16 protein-coding genes are annotated in these 16,326 nt (G+C 27.4%); 12 read left to right on the forward strand and 4 right to left on the reverse strand.

Features of this window, described 5'->3' with window-relative positions; translation table 11 throughout:
• The first annotated feature begins 5 nt into the window (after positions 1-5).
• The 3 genes from recN to spo0A all read left to right on the forward strand — a co-directional run bounded on the left by recN (position 6) and on the right by spo0A (position 4,192).
• Positions 6-1,712: a DNA repair protein RecN gene (gene recN, locus CLPA_RS09315; RefSeq protein ID WP_003444219.1), complete on the forward strand. Its 1,707-nt coding sequence runs from the start codon at positions 6-8 to the stop codon at positions 1,710-1,712.
• Positions 1,713-1,873: 161 nt separating this feature from the next.
• Positions 1,874-3,097: a SpoIVB peptidase gene (spoIVB, locus tag CLPA_RS09320; RefSeq protein ID WP_003444221.1), complete on the forward strand. Its 1,224-nt coding sequence runs from the start codon at positions 1,874-1,876 to the stop codon at positions 3,095-3,097.
• A gap of 267 nt (positions 3,098-3,364) precedes the next feature.
• Complete coding sequence (spo0A, locus tag CLPA_RS09325; protein ID WP_003444222.1) at positions 3,365-4,192, forward strand: sporulation transcription factor Spo0A; 828 nt, start codon at positions 3,365-3,367, stop codon at positions 4,190-4,192.
• Between the two features lie 497 nt (positions 4,193-4,689).
• Here spo0A and CLPA_RS21695 read toward each other — a convergent pair whose 3' ends face one another.
• Positions 4,690-4,986, reverse strand: a complete 297-nt coding sequence (locus CLPA_RS21695) for a 4Fe-4S binding protein (protein ID WP_335617777.1) — start codon at positions 4,984-4,986, stop codon at positions 4,690-4,692.
• On the opposite strand from CLPA_RS21695, the gene CLPA_RS09330 reads away from it, so the two are divergent.
• Positions 4,957-5,352 carry a hypothetical protein gene (locus CLPA_RS09330; RefSeq protein ID WP_003444225.1) on the forward strand — a complete coding sequence of 132 codons (396 nt, stop codon included), beginning with the start codon at positions 4,957-4,959 and terminating at the stop codon, positions 5,350-5,352. The genes CLPA_RS21695 and CLPA_RS09330 overlap by 30 nt on opposite strands.
• Before the next feature lie 52 nt (positions 5,353-5,404).
• Here the strand turns inward: CLPA_RS09330 and CLPA_RS09335 are convergent, their stop codons facing one another.
• The 3 genes from CLPA_RS09335 to CLPA_RS09345 all read right to left on the reverse strand — a co-directional run bounded on the left by CLPA_RS09335 (position 5,405) and on the right by CLPA_RS09345 (position 7,573).
• The gene (locus CLPA_RS09335) at positions 5,405-5,989 is read right to left on the reverse strand and encodes a C39 family peptidase (protein ID WP_003444228.1); all 585 of its coding nucleotides are present in this window, start codon (positions 5,987-5,989) and stop codon (positions 5,405-5,407) included.
• A 258-nt stretch (positions 5,990-6,247) separates the two neighbouring features.
• Entirely contained in the window at positions 6,248-6,697 is a 450-nt protein-coding gene (locus tag CLPA_RS09340) for a GtrA family protein (protein ID WP_003444231.1), read from the reverse strand.
• Positions 6,698-7,018: 321 nt separating this feature from the next.
• Positions 7,019-7,573, reverse strand: a complete 555-nt coding sequence (locus CLPA_RS09345) for a hypothetical protein (RefSeq protein ID WP_003444234.1) — start codon at positions 7,571-7,573, stop codon at positions 7,019-7,021.
• Positions 7,574-8,016: 443 nt separating this feature from the next.
• On the opposite strand from CLPA_RS09345, the gene CLPA_RS09350 reads away from it, so the two are divergent.
• The 8 genes from CLPA_RS09350 to CLPA_RS09390 all read left to right on the forward strand — a co-directional run bounded on the left by CLPA_RS09350 (position 8,017) and on the right by CLPA_RS09390 (position 16,078).
• Positions 8,017-8,535 carry an NUDIX hydrolase gene (locus tag CLPA_RS09350; RefSeq protein WP_003444236.1) on the forward strand — a complete coding sequence of 173 codons (519 nt, stop codon included), beginning with the start codon at positions 8,017-8,019 and terminating at the stop codon, positions 8,533-8,535.
• A 70-nt stretch (positions 8,536-8,605) separates the two neighbouring features.
• Positions 8,606-9,232, forward strand: a complete 627-nt coding sequence (gene spoIIM / locus CLPA_RS09355) for a stage II sporulation protein M (protein WP_003444240.1) — start codon at positions 8,606-8,608, stop codon at positions 9,230-9,232.
• Positions 9,233-9,509: 277 nt separating this feature from the next.
• Positions 9,510-10,388 (forward strand): site-specific tyrosine recombinase XerD, encoded by an 879-nt coding sequence (gene xerD, locus CLPA_RS09365; protein WP_003444245.1) that lies wholly within the window; start codon positions 9,510-9,512, stop codon positions 10,386-10,388.
• Between the two features lie 83 nt (positions 10,389-10,471).
• The gene (locus tag CLPA_RS09370) at positions 10,472-11,638 is read left to right on the forward strand and encodes a phosphopentomutase (protein WP_003444249.1); all 1,167 of its coding nucleotides are present in this window, start codon (positions 10,472-10,474) and stop codon (positions 11,636-11,638) included.
• A 12-nt stretch (positions 11,639-11,650) separates the two neighbouring features.
• Positions 11,651-12,466 carry a purine-nucleoside phosphorylase gene (locus tag CLPA_RS09375; protein ID WP_003444257.1) on the forward strand — a complete coding sequence of 272 codons (816 nt, stop codon included), beginning with the start codon at positions 11,651-11,653 and terminating at the stop codon, positions 12,464-12,466.
• An 82-nt stretch (positions 12,467-12,548) separates the two neighbouring features.
• Positions 12,549-13,367, forward strand: coding sequence for a purine-nucleoside phosphorylase (locus CLPA_RS09380; RefSeq protein WP_003444259.1), 819 nt, complete (start codon positions 12,549-12,551; stop codon positions 13,365-13,367).
• Positions 13,368-13,385: 18 nt separating this feature from the next.
• Positions 13,386-14,687, forward strand: coding sequence for a pyrimidine-nucleoside phosphorylase (locus CLPA_RS09385; RefSeq protein WP_003444261.1), 1,302 nt, complete (start codon positions 13,386-13,388; stop codon positions 14,685-14,687).
• Between the two features lie 179 nt (positions 14,688-14,866).
• The gene (locus CLPA_RS09390; RefSeq protein ID WP_003444263.1) at positions 14,867-16,078 is read left to right on the forward strand and encodes a D-alanyl-D-alanine carboxypeptidase family protein; all 1,212 of its coding nucleotides are present in this window, start codon (positions 14,867-14,869) and stop codon (positions 16,076-16,078) included.
• The last annotated feature ends 248 nt before the right edge of the window (positions 16,079-16,326 follow it).

The following is a 16,326-nucleotide window of genomic DNA, read 5'->3' on the forward strand; positions in this document are numbered from 1 at the left end:
TTAATATGCTCCTTCAGTTGAATATTAGTAATTTTGCACTTATAGAATCTCTAAGCATTTCTTTTGAAAATGGATTTAATGTATTATCAGGAGAAACAGGTGCAGGTAAATCCATATTGATTGATGCTATTAATTATGTACTGGGAGTAAAATTTACAAAAAATTCTATTAGAACTGGTGAGAAAAAAACTTTTGTAGAAGCAGTCTTTTCTATTAAAAATAGTAAAACTATAGAATTATTAAAGAAACTTGAAATAGATTATGATGATATCTTAATTATCTCAAGAGAAGCTTTTCAATCAGGGAAAAATATAACTAAGATAAATGGAAAAACTGTACTGCTTACTCAATTGAGAAAAGTTAGTGCTACTTTAATGGATATTCATGGACAGCATGAAAGTCAAACTCTTATGAATTCAGAAAATCATATTAATTTTTTAGACTCCTTTGGAGATGGTATTTTAAATAAAGAAAAAGAAAAATATAGAATATACTACAGAGAATTGAAAGAGATTGAATTCAAGATAGAAGAGCTTTCTAAAAAAACCGGCGACAAAGATAAAATTATTGACTTTTTAAAATATCAAATTGATGAAATCGAAAAGGCAAAATTAAAAGACGGTGAAGATGTTGAGTTGGAAGAAAGATATTCTATTATATCAAATAGTGAAGCTATAAGCAAAATTTTATGCAGCAGTTATGAAAAGCTCTATACAGGCAAGGAACAGACTTTATCCATATTTGATAACTTAGGAGTTGTTATAAAGGAGCTAAGGTCTATAGAAGAGCATTCCGATGAAATAAAATCTGTTGCTAGTTCCCTAGAGGAATCTTACTATAATATAGAAGAAAATATATCAATTATAAGAGATATTAAGGATAAAATTGAATTTGATGATAAAGAATTGGAATATGTAAATAATAGATTATATACAATTGATGGATTAAAAAAGAAATATGGAAATACTATCAGTGACATAAAGAAGTATAGAGAAAAAATAATAAATCAATATGAAGAACTTGTTAATTTTTCTGAAATTATACAGAAATTATCAATTGATAAAGACACTATTCATATTAAAGTAGTTGATCAAGCTAAAAAAATTCATAGTACAAGAGAAAAAATTGCAAAAACATTAGAACAAAAAATTTTGGATGAATTAAAGTATGTAGGTCTTGGAAAAAGCATATTTAACATTAATATTGAATTTAATGAACAAAATATTAATGAAAATGGAGGAGATAGAGTAAAGTTTTTCATAACTACAAATCCTGGAGAACCACTTAGAGAATTGGAAAAAGTCGTATCTGGTGGTGAATTATCTAGAATAATGTTGGCCTTTAAAACCGTTTTTGTAGATAAAGACAATATTCCTTCAGTTATATTTGATGAAATTGATACTGGAATAAGTGGTAAAGTTGCTCAAAGCGTAGCAGAAAAAATATATGCTATATCCAACAATCATCAAGTTTTTTGCATAACTCATCTCCCACAAATTGCATGTATATCAGATGTTCATTACCTTATTGAAAAAAAGATATTAAATGATAAAACTTTTACCTTTGTAAATAGATTAACATTAGAACAGAAGGAAAAGGCTATTGCTAAAATGATTAGTGGAAGTGAAATTACGAATTTGACCTTGGCAAACGCAAAAGAAATGATTATATTAGCAGATAATAAAAAGAAAAGTTTAAGGAAAATTTTATAATAAACATCAATAAAAAAATCCATAATATAAATTATGGATTTTTTTATTGGTGTTTTTCGTATATTGAAAGTATTAACTAATAATGCATTGTTATAATAGCATAATAAAAATTCATCAGGGTAACTTAAAATTATAATCTTAAAGATCAGGAGGTTAAAAGCATGAAGAACAAAAAATTAAAGATAATGTGCTCTATTTTAACTCCTATTATTATTTTAACTTTAGTTACCTTTATGAGCCTAAGAAATATACCAGAAACTATATATGTAAGACAAGGTGAAAATATAAATTACAGCTCAATGTTAAAGGTAAATAATAGTGATGTTACAGTATTAAAACAAAATACTAATAATCAGTTCCAAACAAAAGTAAAAAAATCTGTGAATTTATTAGGTATTTTACCTGTTAAAACCGTAAACTTAGAAGTGGTACCTAAAATTATGGTATACCCTGGAGGTCAACCTGTAGGTATAAAATTAAATACAGAAGGAGTTTTGGTAGTAGGTTTATCTGATATAGATTCACAAAATAGAAAAGTTAGCAGTCCTGCTGCAGAAGCAGGTGTGCAGATTGGTGATAGTATAGTAAAAATAGATGGGGAAAATGTAAACAATTCTAAAACAGTTTCAGACAAACTAAAAAAATATAAAGATTCTATTTTAAAAGTAACTATAAAAAGAGATGGGAAAAATATTGAAAAAGAAATTAGACCAATAAAAAGTGATTTAGATAATGATTACAAATTAGGATTGTGGGTAAGAGATTCTACTGCAGGAGTTGGAACATTAACATTCTATCATGAAAACTCCAAAAAGTTTGCAGCCTTAGGTCATCCAATAACAGATGTTGATACTGGTACAATGCTCAGTGTAAGGAATGGAAATATAATAAATTCATCTATAGTGTCAATAAAAAAGGGAGCTAAAGGTGATCCAGGAGAAGTTAGAGGAATTTTTGTAAATGAAAATAATCCCATGGGTAATATACAATCCAATACTATATCTGGTATTTATGGTATGACTGATAAAATATTAAAAAACCATAAATATAACAGACCTATAGAAATAGGACTTAGAAATGAAATAAAAGAAGGCGATGCACAGATACTTACAACAATAGATGGTGAAACGCCAAAACTTTACAGTATAAAAATTGAAAAGCTTCTTCCACAAGATTCACCAGGACCTAAAAGTATGGTTATAAGGATTACAGATCCTGAATTATTAGAGAAAACAGGTGGTATAGTTCAAGGAATGAGTGGTAGTCCTATAATACAAAACAACAAAATTATAGGTGCTGTGACCCATGTGCTTATCAATAAACCAGATGTAGGATATGGTATATATATGGAATGGATGTTAAAAGATGCTGGTATTTTAAAGTAGAATAAAAGACTTTAGAGTAAATTCTAAAGTCTTTTATAATTAATGTTAAAATAAATTATTATAGTAAAATTTTACAAAATATCTTGCTTTTTAATTGATTTAATAATAAAATAGAACAGAAATATAATTTATTTAATAAAAAAATAAATTTAAAAATAAATTTAATAAAAAAAATAATTTATATAATAAAGAAGGTTTTATCAAAGATTTGTCGAATACTTTAATTGTAAACATATGGGAATAGAAATATAAAGGGGAGTATTAAAAATGGAATATTCTAAGATAAGTGTATTGATAGCAGATGATAATAAAGAATTCTGTAATATTTTAAATGATTATTTATTAAATCAAAGTGACATAGTGGTGGTAGGTATAGCTAAAGACGGAATAGAAGCTTTAAAATTAATAGAAGAAAAAAAGCCGGATCTAGTTATTTTAGACATAATAATGCCGCATTTGGATGGATTAGGAGTTTTGGAGAAGCTTGCCAATATAAACATAGATCCTGTACCAAATGTAATTGTACTATCTGCTGTAGGTCAAGACAAAATTACTCAAAGAGCTATAACTTTAGGTGCTGATTATTATGTAGTTAAACCTTTTGATATGGATGTATTTACTAAGAGAATAAGACAAATGTTTAACAATACTATTTTGGATTCAGAAACTAAAAAGACAATGCCTATATCTGAAAAAGCTGCAGATGTAAAGATTTCTCAATCTGTACCTCTAGATTTAGAGGATGAAATAACAAGTATTATTCATGAAATAGGCGTTCCAGCTCATATTAAAGGTTATATGTATTTAAGAGAAGCAATAAATATGGTAGTAGATAATATAGAACTTTTATCTGCTGTAACTAAAGAATTATATCCATCTATAGCAAAAAAATATAATACTACTGCAAGCCGTGTAGAGAGAGCTATAAGACATGCAATTGAAGTAGCCTGGTCTAGAGGGCAAGTCGATACCATAAATAAATTATTTGGATATACCATACATAATGGAAAGGGAAAACCAACTAATTCAGAATTTATAGCAATGATTGCAGATAAACTTAGACTTAAAAATAAGGTTAAGAATGTGGCTCAGTAGGTGGGTTGAGAGTAGTTTTAGGGTATATCATCAGACCAACTAATGATTTTTGAGCCGACTAATATTTATTTAAAAATAAAAATAACTTTCAATATTCATTGGTGTGATTATTGGAGGTTATTTTTATGAATAAAAATGTAAAAAAATAAAGTTTGGATTATAAAATTGATGACTTTATGATTTGGTGTCAACAAAAAGATTTAAGAATAAAAAGTATCACATCTTATGAAGCTTGTCTCAGATTATTTGCTAGTTGAACAATATGCTACAACACACACATAGAAATAGTAGATAAAAAACAATTAATAATTAAATTAAAATAGGCAATTTAGGGTAAATTCTTAGATTGCCTATTTTTTTGTTTTTTATTATTACATCTAAATAAGAAAAATCTGCGTTAATCAAAACCAATGTTATGATAATTTTAATCAAACAGACAAATTGAAATTTATCAACATATAAATCGTATTATAAAAGCCAGTACAAATCTTCTCTTTTTATATTGGACATTGATAACGGACCTTGCCAACACTGTTTTTTCCATACTCAATGGCTTCTGTGGGACATTTACAAGTGAGTACATTCCTTGTCCCAGACAGGTTTGTTTTTTTTAGATGGATATTGTTAAGGGGACATTCTTTCACACATATGCCACATCCTATACATTTATCATCTGCTGTAAATTTATTTGATTTGACAAAAAATGGATAAAATACTGTGTTTACAACAGAACTGTTCAGGTAATCAACAAGGAAAGAAATTATATGAAAGATAGGAATAAAAGTATAGCTCAATCTATAAGTATGTTTGGTATCTTTTTCGGAAGATGGTTTTCTAGAAATTTTGGAGATAATACTTATTTTGGATTGAATGGCAACATATTAATAAGTATTATAGCTGGTATAATAATAGGAATTGCTTTAGTAATTTTGATTATAAAAAAGTTTTATTTTGCATCATTTATATTTTTAGTTTTATTTTCACCTATGATAATAACATATATAGGAATGTATTATGATAATACAACTTTAATGGATGTTGGTTTTATAACTTTTATCATTATATTAATAATATTTTTAATTCTTACAAAGCGGTATGTGAGAATTACTGATGATAGTTATGATAATATTAATTATGATAAATATAAAAATAAATATTAGTATAGAAATGTTATAGGGTATTTCCAAAAGTAGTAATACCCTATTTTTTCAGCTACAGTTTATATATTAAAGTACATTCTCGATCTTCCATAAGACTCATAGCATAAAACTTTTCTTGTTCCTCCGTAAATCTGCTTTTACTTATTTTTCTATTATAAAGTTCTGATTTATCCATAATAATCTTTATTTCTTTATCTTTAAAATTTCTTTTTCTATAGTATGGATCAAATACATATACATAATCATCATCAATAGAGGTAAGTAAAACATAATGATATATATTTGAATCAAAATATACTTTTACAGCAGCAACTCCATTGTTATTTAAGCATTTATAAACTTTACTGTTAGTTTTTAAATTTATTTCTTTATTTTTCAATGTTTCACATTTAATCTTTAAATTATGTGATTTAGAAAATTCATTTATACAATTACTTATTAATTCTACTGCAAAATATGATGTACCATTTCCACCTAACTTTCCATTTTTATTGTAAGTATCTAGACTATACATATAAATATTTTTTATGATTTCTGGGAAAATTTCATGTCTTTCAAATAAATATTTTAAAGCATTTATAAAAGTTGTTGGAACACAATCATATTCTGTACTTTGATATCCTAATGGTGTTTTCATTTTTACTATAACCTCGAATTATTTAAATTTTTAACTTATATTATTATATGAAAATTATACACTAAGTTCTTATATTGCGTGAAGTTGGAATTATACAAATAAAAGATTTTAAAATTTAACCTGACTAACTTGGCGTAAGTCTCCAACTTCTTGAAGTGGGAGTTCGACGCCAAGTAAGCCATGCATTTGCAGTTCTAAAATTCAAGATGGGGTAAAAGAATCCTCACCTGAATTAAGTACTTGCTTCAATAAAGTTTATTAATTAAGAGATTTTAATTTTACTATTTTCCCAAAAACCCAAAATCTATAGCCTAAAAAATTAACTATCTGAGCTAACAACATTGAAATAATTTTAGCAAAAAAAGAATTTAAAGAGCTATTATTCATTAATATACTTAACCCTATTAAACTTACACTTAATGAAGCTAAATTAACAACAATAAATTGAACAATTTCCATAATTGTTTTCTTATTATTTCTTGTATCATTAAAAGTCCAAAATCTATTGAAAAGGTAGCTATTTAAAGTACCACTAAAATATGATATTATCTGACTTATAATATAGTTAACACCCAATAAGATATTTAGCAAAGAAAATATTCCAAAGTCAAATATAGTATTTAAGCAACCTATGCATCCAAATTTTATGATATGTTTAAAATCGTTATTATTTATAAATTTATTATAAATATTTTTAATAGCAGTCATGTAATTCATACCTTTCCGATTTATCACTTTATTATGATTAAATTATAATAAGGGAATATGGCATAAATATAAAATAAATATGTTTATTTTGTGTGATTTTTAGTATTTATTAATTTAATTATTGAAGATTATCAATTATACTAAAAATAAACCCTATGTAGTTACTATTACTATCATAAGGTTTATTTTTAGTATAATTAAATATTAAGATAAGGGGGTATCTAATATTTGCTACGATTAAATATTAGCATTACAATACAGAAAAAATATAAAAGAATTGTGTTAAATTTATGTGATTAAATTTAAATTTCTTAAATATAATTATTTTATGGTTTTTTTTCGAAATTTATCAACTAATTTCATATCTTCTTTATCTTTTAATAATTCATATAAAATGCTGTATTTTTTGCTTAAATCATATAATTTATTCTTTTCTAATTTATTTAAATGTTTATAATTGGATAATAGCAGATTTATTGATAATTCTACTAAACTAAGTTTGTCTTCTAACTTGAGATTCTTTTCTAGATCGGTATCATTTATTTTTTGTATTTCCTCAGTATCACCTATTTTTACAGTAAATCCATCAATATATCTATTATTTGATAGTTCCGTATATTTTTTTACTATTTTAAGCTGAAGAATATAGTCTTTATGAATAATCCCATTTAAGTTTCCTGGATAGCCGTGAATGTAATAGTTGTCTCTAAATTTTACAACTAAAGTTGTTCTTCTAACAAAAGAGGTGTCCATAATAAAAACTACATCGCCTACATGGTAATCTACTCCCTCATAGGTAAAAGCATATTCTCCTATGTCTCCAAAATTTGTATTTTTTTTTGCTATATAGTTTTCTTTGATAATTTTACCTTTCATACATATTACCCCTTTCCAAATTTTCTTGTAAACGTTTATATAATTTTGAAGTTAAATCAATATCTCATAATTAAAATAAGTAAATTGATTTTAATTATTGGTATTTACAAATATTTTAATTATAAAAACTGAAATTAAAATAAATTATTTAAAAGATAATATAGTTATTGTAAATTTATAATTATGTAAGATAATATTCCCTTATATTTATATTTTATACAATTATTTTAACTTAGATACAAAATTTCTATATTTATGTAAATTTATCACAAATAACAAAAAATAATTATAATATAGTTAATGAATATATAAATTGACAATTTAATCCTATAATAAATTTTGTACTTTTTAGTAAATACTTAAATTTGACAATTGTATTTTTCGTAATTAGAATGAAATTATTGATTTTTATAAAGAAAATTTTAATTTTGGAGGATATTTTGATGAAATTAACGGAAGATACTGTCTGTGAGAAGAATTTATATAAAGGTAAAGTAATAGAATTATATTTACAAAAAGTTAGATTGAGTAATGGAAAATGTTCAGATAGAGAAATAGTAAAGCATCCTGGCGGAGTGGCTATTATAGCTTTTAAAGATAAGGAAACAATACTTATGGTAGAGCAGTACAGAAAGCCGCTGGAAAGGGTTTTAATTGAGCTGCCAGCAGGTAAAATTGAACTTGGAGAGAGGACTGAAGAATGTGGCAAAAGAGAACTTGAAGAGGAAACTGGGTATAAAGCAAGAGAATTTACCTATCTAGGTAAAATTGCTACATCACCAGGATTTTGTAATGAATATATTTATTTTTATAAGGCTGAAGATCTATATAAAGGTAAGTTGGATAGAGATGAAGATGAATTTATAAATATAAAAGAAGTAAAAATTAATGATATAAAAGAGATGATAATTAAAGGAATTATAATAGACGCAAAAACTATAAGTGCATTTATGTATTTGTAAAATTATCATATTATTCTATTGTGAATCATAAATATTATAAAAAGATGATTAACAATGGGAGGAATAATTAATGAAAGTGACATTTTTTAAAAATTTAATAGCAAGTCATTTACAAAATAACTTATGGTTATATGTCTTAAGTGCTATTTGTCTATGTACAGGTATTGTACTTGGAGTATACACAGTAAAGTATATGAGTGGATTTGAAAAAAGTGATCTTTTAAATTATTTATCATCATTTATGAAAAATTATAATTCTCAAACTATTAATTACAATCAATTATTTTTAGAAACGGCAAAAAATAATATACCTATATTGTTAATAGTTTGGTTTTTAGGATTAACCATGATAGGAATCCCTATAATATTGGTGTTAGATGTAATTAAAGGCTTTACCATGGGCTTTACTGTAACATTTTTTGTGAATGGTATGGGGTTTAAGGGGATCTGGATGGCACTTTTATCTGTTATTCCTCAAAATATTATATACATACCTTGTATAATAATTGGATCTGTAGTGGCTATGGAATTCTCATTAATGCTAATAAAAAGTAATGGTAAAAAACATTGGACAACCGGTATATCTTCTAGAATAATGTCTTATTCTATAGTATTTATTATAATAGCGGCATGTATGTTTGTTGGGTTATCCTTTGAAACCTATATAACGCCTAATATAATTAAGGCAATTGCTTAGGAGGGGATTGTGATAACTTTTGATAGAGAAAACAGAATTCATTGAATTTATTATTTTAGCTATGAAATGTTTTTTAATTCTAATTTTTTTAGGAATTATACTTCCAAAATTAGTGGATTATTCAATTTATTTTTTTATTACTAAGTCAGAGGTTCATAATAACAGCATTTTAGTATATAATGTACTTAAGATAGATAAACGAATTATTTATAATTTTATATATTTATTTAAATTAGCTACCAGCTAATCTATTTTTATAAATTTTGGGAGAATTTTTATGAGCGATTTAGTAAATGGTTATATTAATTATATTAGCAATAAAAAATTGAGTTCTAATACTCTTGATGCCTATACAAGAGATATAAAAAAATTTCACGAGTTTGTTATGAGTAAAAAGGAAAATATAGAAGAAGTAGATGTAGTAATTGTAATGGCTTATGTGCAGAATTTAAAGAAAGAAGGTAAAGCAAATTCATCTGTTATACGAAATATAGTTTCTATAAGAAATTTCTATAAGTATTTGATAAATATGGGTAAAATTGATGTGAACCCTGTAATACAATATCAATCTCCTAAAATAAAAAGAAGATTACCAGCAATTTTAACGGTTGAAGAAGTAGATAAACTTTTATCTATGCCGGATTGTGAAACCAATAAGGGAATTAGAGATAAGTGTATGCTTGAAATAATGTATGCTACAGGCATAAAGGTAACAGAGCTTTTGAATCTTACCATATATGATGTAGATACTAAACTTTCCTATATTAAATGCAAAGGATTAAAGGGAAAAGAGAGGATAATACCTATAGGGTCTTATGGAATAAAATGGATTGGGAAATATTTAAAAGTAAGGTCACAACTAAATTTAAATAATTTGGACTTTTTATATTTTAATCTTCAGGGAAATAAAATGACAAGACAGGGTTTTTGGAAGATAGTAAAGCATTATGCAGAGGAAGCTCAAATTGACAAACCTATAAATTCTTATACTATAAGACATTCTTTTGCAGTGCATTTATTGCAAAATGGTGCGGATATAAAGACAATTCAAGAATTACTGGGACACAGTGATTTATCTACAACCCAAATTTATTCAGGTATATATAAAAAGAGTAAAATTGCAGAAATATATAAAAAAGCACATCCTAGAGCCTAGTATATAATAGTGATTTGCTTTTTATATTTTAGATAAAGATGATAGCTGATTTTTATATATTCTGTAGATAGGAGAGAAAATTTATGAATAGGGTTATATTGGTAGTACTTGATAGCGTTGGAATAGGAGAAATGTCGGATTCAAAGTTGTATGGAGATGATGGAAGTAATACTTTGGGTAATATAGGGAAAAGCATTGGGGGACTAAAACTTCCTAATATGGAAAAGCTTGGCCTTGGAAATATAAATTCTATTGAGGGAGTAAAAAGAATTCACGATCCTATTGGTAACTTTGGTAAATGTGCCGAACTGTCAAATGGAAAGGATACTGTTACAGGTCACTGGGAGATATCTGGAGTAGTACTAAAGAAACCTTTAAAGACTTATCCTGAAGGCTTTCCAATAGAAATTATTAGGGAATTTCAAAATAAAATAGGAAGAAAGATCCTTGGTAATAAAGTAGCTTCCGGTACGGAAATTATTAAAGAACTTGGGGAGGAACATGTGAAAACAGGTTATCCTATAATATATACTTCTGCAGACAGCGTGTTTCAAATTGCAGCTCATGAAGAGGTAATTCCTCTTTCAAAGTTATATGATATGTGTAAAATAGCAAGGAATATGTTTACAGGAGAAAATTTAGTGGGAAGAATAATAGCAAGACCTTTTTTGGGTATTAAAGGTAATTATACTAGAACCTCAAATAGACGAGATTTTGCACTAGATCCTTTTGATAAGACTATGTTAGATTACATAGAAGAAGATAAATTAAGTGTTATGGCAGTAGGAAAAATAGAGGATATATTTAATGGAAAGGGAATAACTGAAGCCGTTCACATAAAAAATAATAATGAAGGAATAGACAAAACTATTGAGTATATGAAAAGTGAAAAAAACGGATTAATATTTACAAATTTAGTAGATTTTGATATGCTCTATGGACATAGAAATGATATAAAGGGCTATGCTGATGCATTAATGAAATTTGATAAGAGGCTTCCTGAAATAATGGAGGTTATGAAAAAAGAAGATGTTTTAATTATAACTGCAGATCATGGCTGCGATCCTACAACTAGAAGTACAGATCACTCCCGGGAATATATACCACTACTTGTATATGGTAAATCTATAAAGAATTCTGTAAATATAGGTATGAGACAGTGCTTTTGTGATATAGGCAAAACTGTTTTAGATATATTGAAAATTGATAATAATTTATATGGAAAGAGTTTTAAAGAAAAGTTAATTTAGGAGAAAAGGTATATGGATAATAATACTATAATTAAAAGTGTAGAATATATAAGAGGAATTACTGATATAGTGCCTAAAATAGGCATAATACTTGGTTCTGGTCTTGGAGAAATAGCAGAAGATATCGAAAATAAGATTATAATAAAATACAGTGATATTCCCAATATGCCTATATCTACAGTAAAAGGGCATGCAGGTCAATTTGTAATAGGTGAATTTTCAGGAAAAAATGTTATAATTATGCAGGGGAGATTCCATTATTATGAAGGCAATTCCATGGAACTTTTGGCATTGCCTATTTACATTATGAAATATTTAGGGGTGGAAAATTTAATTGTAACCAATGCTGCCGGGGGAGTAAATACTAATTTTGTTCCTGGAGATTTAATGTTAATCAAGGATCATATAAATTTTGTATTTAATAACCCTCTTATAGGAAAAAATCATGAGAAAATAGGATCAAGATTTCCAGATATGTCCTGTGCCTATAGTGAAAAGTTAATAGATATAGCAAAAGAAGTTTCAAATAATTTAAATATAAATATTAAAGAGGGAGTCTATTTAATGATGACGGGTCCTTGCTATGAAACCCCTGCAGAAATTAGAATGATCAGAATATTAGGTGGAGATGCGGTTGGAATGTCTACAGTTCCAGAGGTAATTGCAGCTAATCATTGCAATCTAGAAGTACTGGGCATTTCCTGCATTACAAATATGGCGGCAGGAATATTAAATAAACCATTAGACCATGCGGAGGTAATGGAAATTTCCTATAAAGTCAAAGATAATTTTAAAAAGCTTATAAATGATATAGTAGGAGAAATATGATTTTATATTGTAGAGCTGAATATAGAAAATAAAATTAAAATAATTTATAGTAGGACTTTTAATATTATGTGAGGTGCGTTATATGGATATTTTACAGGAGATCAATAAGGCTAAGGAGTACATATTAAATTTATATAATAAAAAAATAGATGCTGCCATAATACTTGGTACAGGTTTAGGGAGTATAGTAGATGAGGTAGAGAATAAATTGGTAATAGCATATAAAGACATACCGGAATTCCCAGTATCTACGGTAGCTGGTCATGCAGGAGAATTAATAATTGGAAAGATTAATAAAAAATCTGTGATTATAATGAACGGAAGATTTCACTACTATGAAGGTTATTCTATGGATACAGTAACTTTTGGAGTAAGAGTAATAAATGCACTTGGTATAAAAGATATAATTATAACAAATGCTGCAGGTGGCATGAATCCTCATTTTAAAGCGGGAGATTTAATGATTATAGAAGATCATATTAATTTTATGGGTACAAATCCTCTCATAGGTAAAAATTATGAAGAGCTGGGACCAAGATTTCCGGATATGTCTGAAGCTTATAATAGTGAACTTATTGTATTAACAGAAAAGAGTGCAAAAGAATTAGGATATGAAATTAAAAAGGGTGTTTATGCTGCTGTTACAGGTCCTAATTATGAAACACCGGCGGAACTTAGAATGCTTAGAACATTAGGAGGGGATGCCGTTGGAATGTCTACAGTTCCAGAAGTTATAGCAGCTAACCATATGTCTATGAGAGTTCTCGGAATATCTTGCATTACAGATATGGCCATAGCAGATAATTTAGAACCTTTAGATCATAGAAAGGTTTTAGAAACTGCAGCCAAAGCTCAAAATAAATTTGTTTCCATAGTAAAATCCGTAATAGAGAAAATGTAGTCAAAGGGGAAGCTAAAAATGAGAGTAGTGGATTTAATAAATAAGAAGAAAGATGGAAAAATTTTAAGTAAAGAAGAAATTCAATTTATAGTTTCAGGATATACTAATGGACATATACCAGATTATCAAATGGCGGCTTTTTTGATGGCAATATATTTTAAGGGAATGAACAGAGACGAAATATCAAATCTTACTCTTTCCTATATAGAGTCTGGAGATATTATTGATTTGTCTAGTATTGATGGTATAAAGGTAGATAAGCATTCTTCAGGAGGTGTAGGAGATAAAATTTCATTAATTGTTATTCCTTTAGTAGCTGCTCTAGGCATACCCGTTGCTAAAATGTCAGGCAGAGGACTTGGACATACAGGAGGCACTATAGATAAATTGGAGTCAATTGAAGGTTTTAATACAAATTTGGATATGAATACATTTATAGATAATGTAAATAAATATAAGATGGCCATTGCAGGTCAAACTGCTAATTTAACACCTGCGGATAAAAAGACTTATGCCTTAAGAGATGTAACAGGCAGTGTAGATAGCATACCTCTAATTGCAAGTTCTATAATGAGTAAAAAAATAGCTTCTGGGGCAGATGCCATTGTACTGGATGTAAAAGTAGGTGCGGGAGCTTTTATGAAATCTTTAGATAAGGCTAAAGAACTTGCAGAGACTATGGTAGATATAGGAAAATCTTTAAATAGAAAAACTATAGCTATAATAACTAATATGAATGAACCTCTTGGGCGTGAAGTTGGAAATGCAAATGAGGTAAGGGAGGCTATGGAGGTTTTAAAGGGAAATGGATCAGAAGATGAAACTACAGTAGCTTTAACTATAGCTTCTTACATGAGTATATTAGGTGGCGTTTTTGAGGATTTTGATTCTGCTTATATGAAACTGAAGCATATTATAAAGTCTGGAAAGGCTATAGAAAAATTTAGAGAATTCGTTAGAATTCAAGGTGGCAATACAGACATAATAGGCAATCCCGATATGCTTCCAAAGGCAAAAAATAATATTGAAATAAGAGCAAAGAAAGATGGGTATATAAAATTTATAAAAGCTGATAATATAGGTTTAGCAGCCATGTTATTAGGTGCAGGAAGAAAGAATAAAGAAGATACAATAGATTTTTCAGCAGGAATAACTGTTAATAAAAAATATGGTGAAAAAGTAAGTAAAGGGGATACAGTTTTTGTATTACATACGAATATTGAGAATTATACTGAAGCTGAAAATATAGTAAAAAATAGTTTTAGTATAAGTAAAGTAAAACCAGCAGCTATTAAATATGTATATGATATAATTAAATAAATGAATTTATGTAAGAATAATGCAGGTAATACTATTTTTTAGTGTTGCCTGCATTATTCTTATATATATGTTAAATATTAATAATAGCTTTCAGTCTGTTTTTTTACTATTATGTGATAATCTTTTTGAAGTTGGTAAAAATAATATTGTTAAAATAATTTAAGAAAGGGTGGTATATTATGATAAAAAGAAGCAGACTTATCTCTAGTGCCTTATGTGCGGCTATAATGTCTACTACACTTCTTTTTACTCCTGTATGGACAGAAGCAGAAGTATTAGAATTAGAACCGTCAGATAATAAAAATCAAAATTCTTCTAGTATAGATGTAGATGCAAAATCAGCATTATTGATAGAACCATCTACTGGTAAAGTAATTTATGAAAAAAATTCTCATGAAAAATTTGCACCTGCATCAGTAACAAAAATAATGACTATGTTAATTACCATGGAAAATGTAGATAGTGGTAAAATTAAACTTAATGACAAAGTTACAGTAAGTGAAAATGCAAAAAAAATGGGCGGAAGTTCTATGATATTGGATACAGGGGAAGTAAGAACCGTTGAAGAATTATTAAAAGGTATAGCTATAGCTTCGGGAAATGATGCTGCAGTTGCTATGGCAGAATACCTAGGTGGAAGTGAAGATGGTTTTGTAAAAAAAATGAATGAAGAAGCACAGAAGTTGGGTATGAAGGATACTCACTTTGAGAATTGTACTGGACTTAGTGCACAGGGACATCTAACAACAGCTTATGATATAGCATTGATGTCAAAAGAGTTATTAAAACATCCTCAAATACTAAAATATTCAGGAACTTATATGGAAACTATTAGTGAGGGTAGGAAGTCTCCTATAGAACTTGTTAATCACAATAAATTAGTAAGATTCTATAAAGGCTGTGATGGATTAAAGACAGGTTTTACTGATGAGGCAAAATATTGTATATCAGCTACAGCAACTAAAGATGGAGTTAGAATGCTGGCAGTTATAATGGGTGCTCCTACATACAAAGTTAGAAATAGAGATGCATCAATGCTTATGACTTATGGTTTTTCTAAATTTGAAAGCAAAAAAATTGTCAAGAAAGACAGTATTGTTGAAAAAGTTAATTTAAATAAAAAGGGTGATAAATTTTTCCTAGCTAAAGCTGGTGAAGATTTGGATTTAGTTGTTCCTAGAGATAATAATATAAAAATAGATCATAAATGTGTATACAATGAGAATGCTAAGGGATTTAAAAAAGGCGATGAAGTTGGATACTGTGAGTTTTATCAAGATGGTAATGTATGTGGCAAAGTAAAATTATACTGTGATAGAGATGTGAAAAAGGGTGGAATTCTAAGTCACTTTAAATATAATTTAGGAAGGGTATTTGATAATGCTATTTAAAGATTAAGTATTGAAATTATTTCTCATAACATTAATATTTAAATATTAATTTATATATCTATAAATAGCAAAAATATTTTTAGTTATATCTTTCTAATATTATAATAATGCAGATTCAAATATATTGATACTTATATTAGGGTCTGCATTATTTATATATCTATAGAGTTGAATACTGTTTAGAGTGGAAAATTAGTTGTAGAACAAATAAGGATAAATTTTATCTTTATAGTATCCATTTGTTTTTG

The organism is Clostridium pasteurianum DSM 525 = ATCC 6013 (genome assembly GCF_000807255.1).
In the GTDB taxonomy this organism is placed as follows: Bacteria; Bacillota; Clostridia; order Clostridiales; family Clostridiaceae; genus Clostridium_I; species Clostridium_I pasteurianum.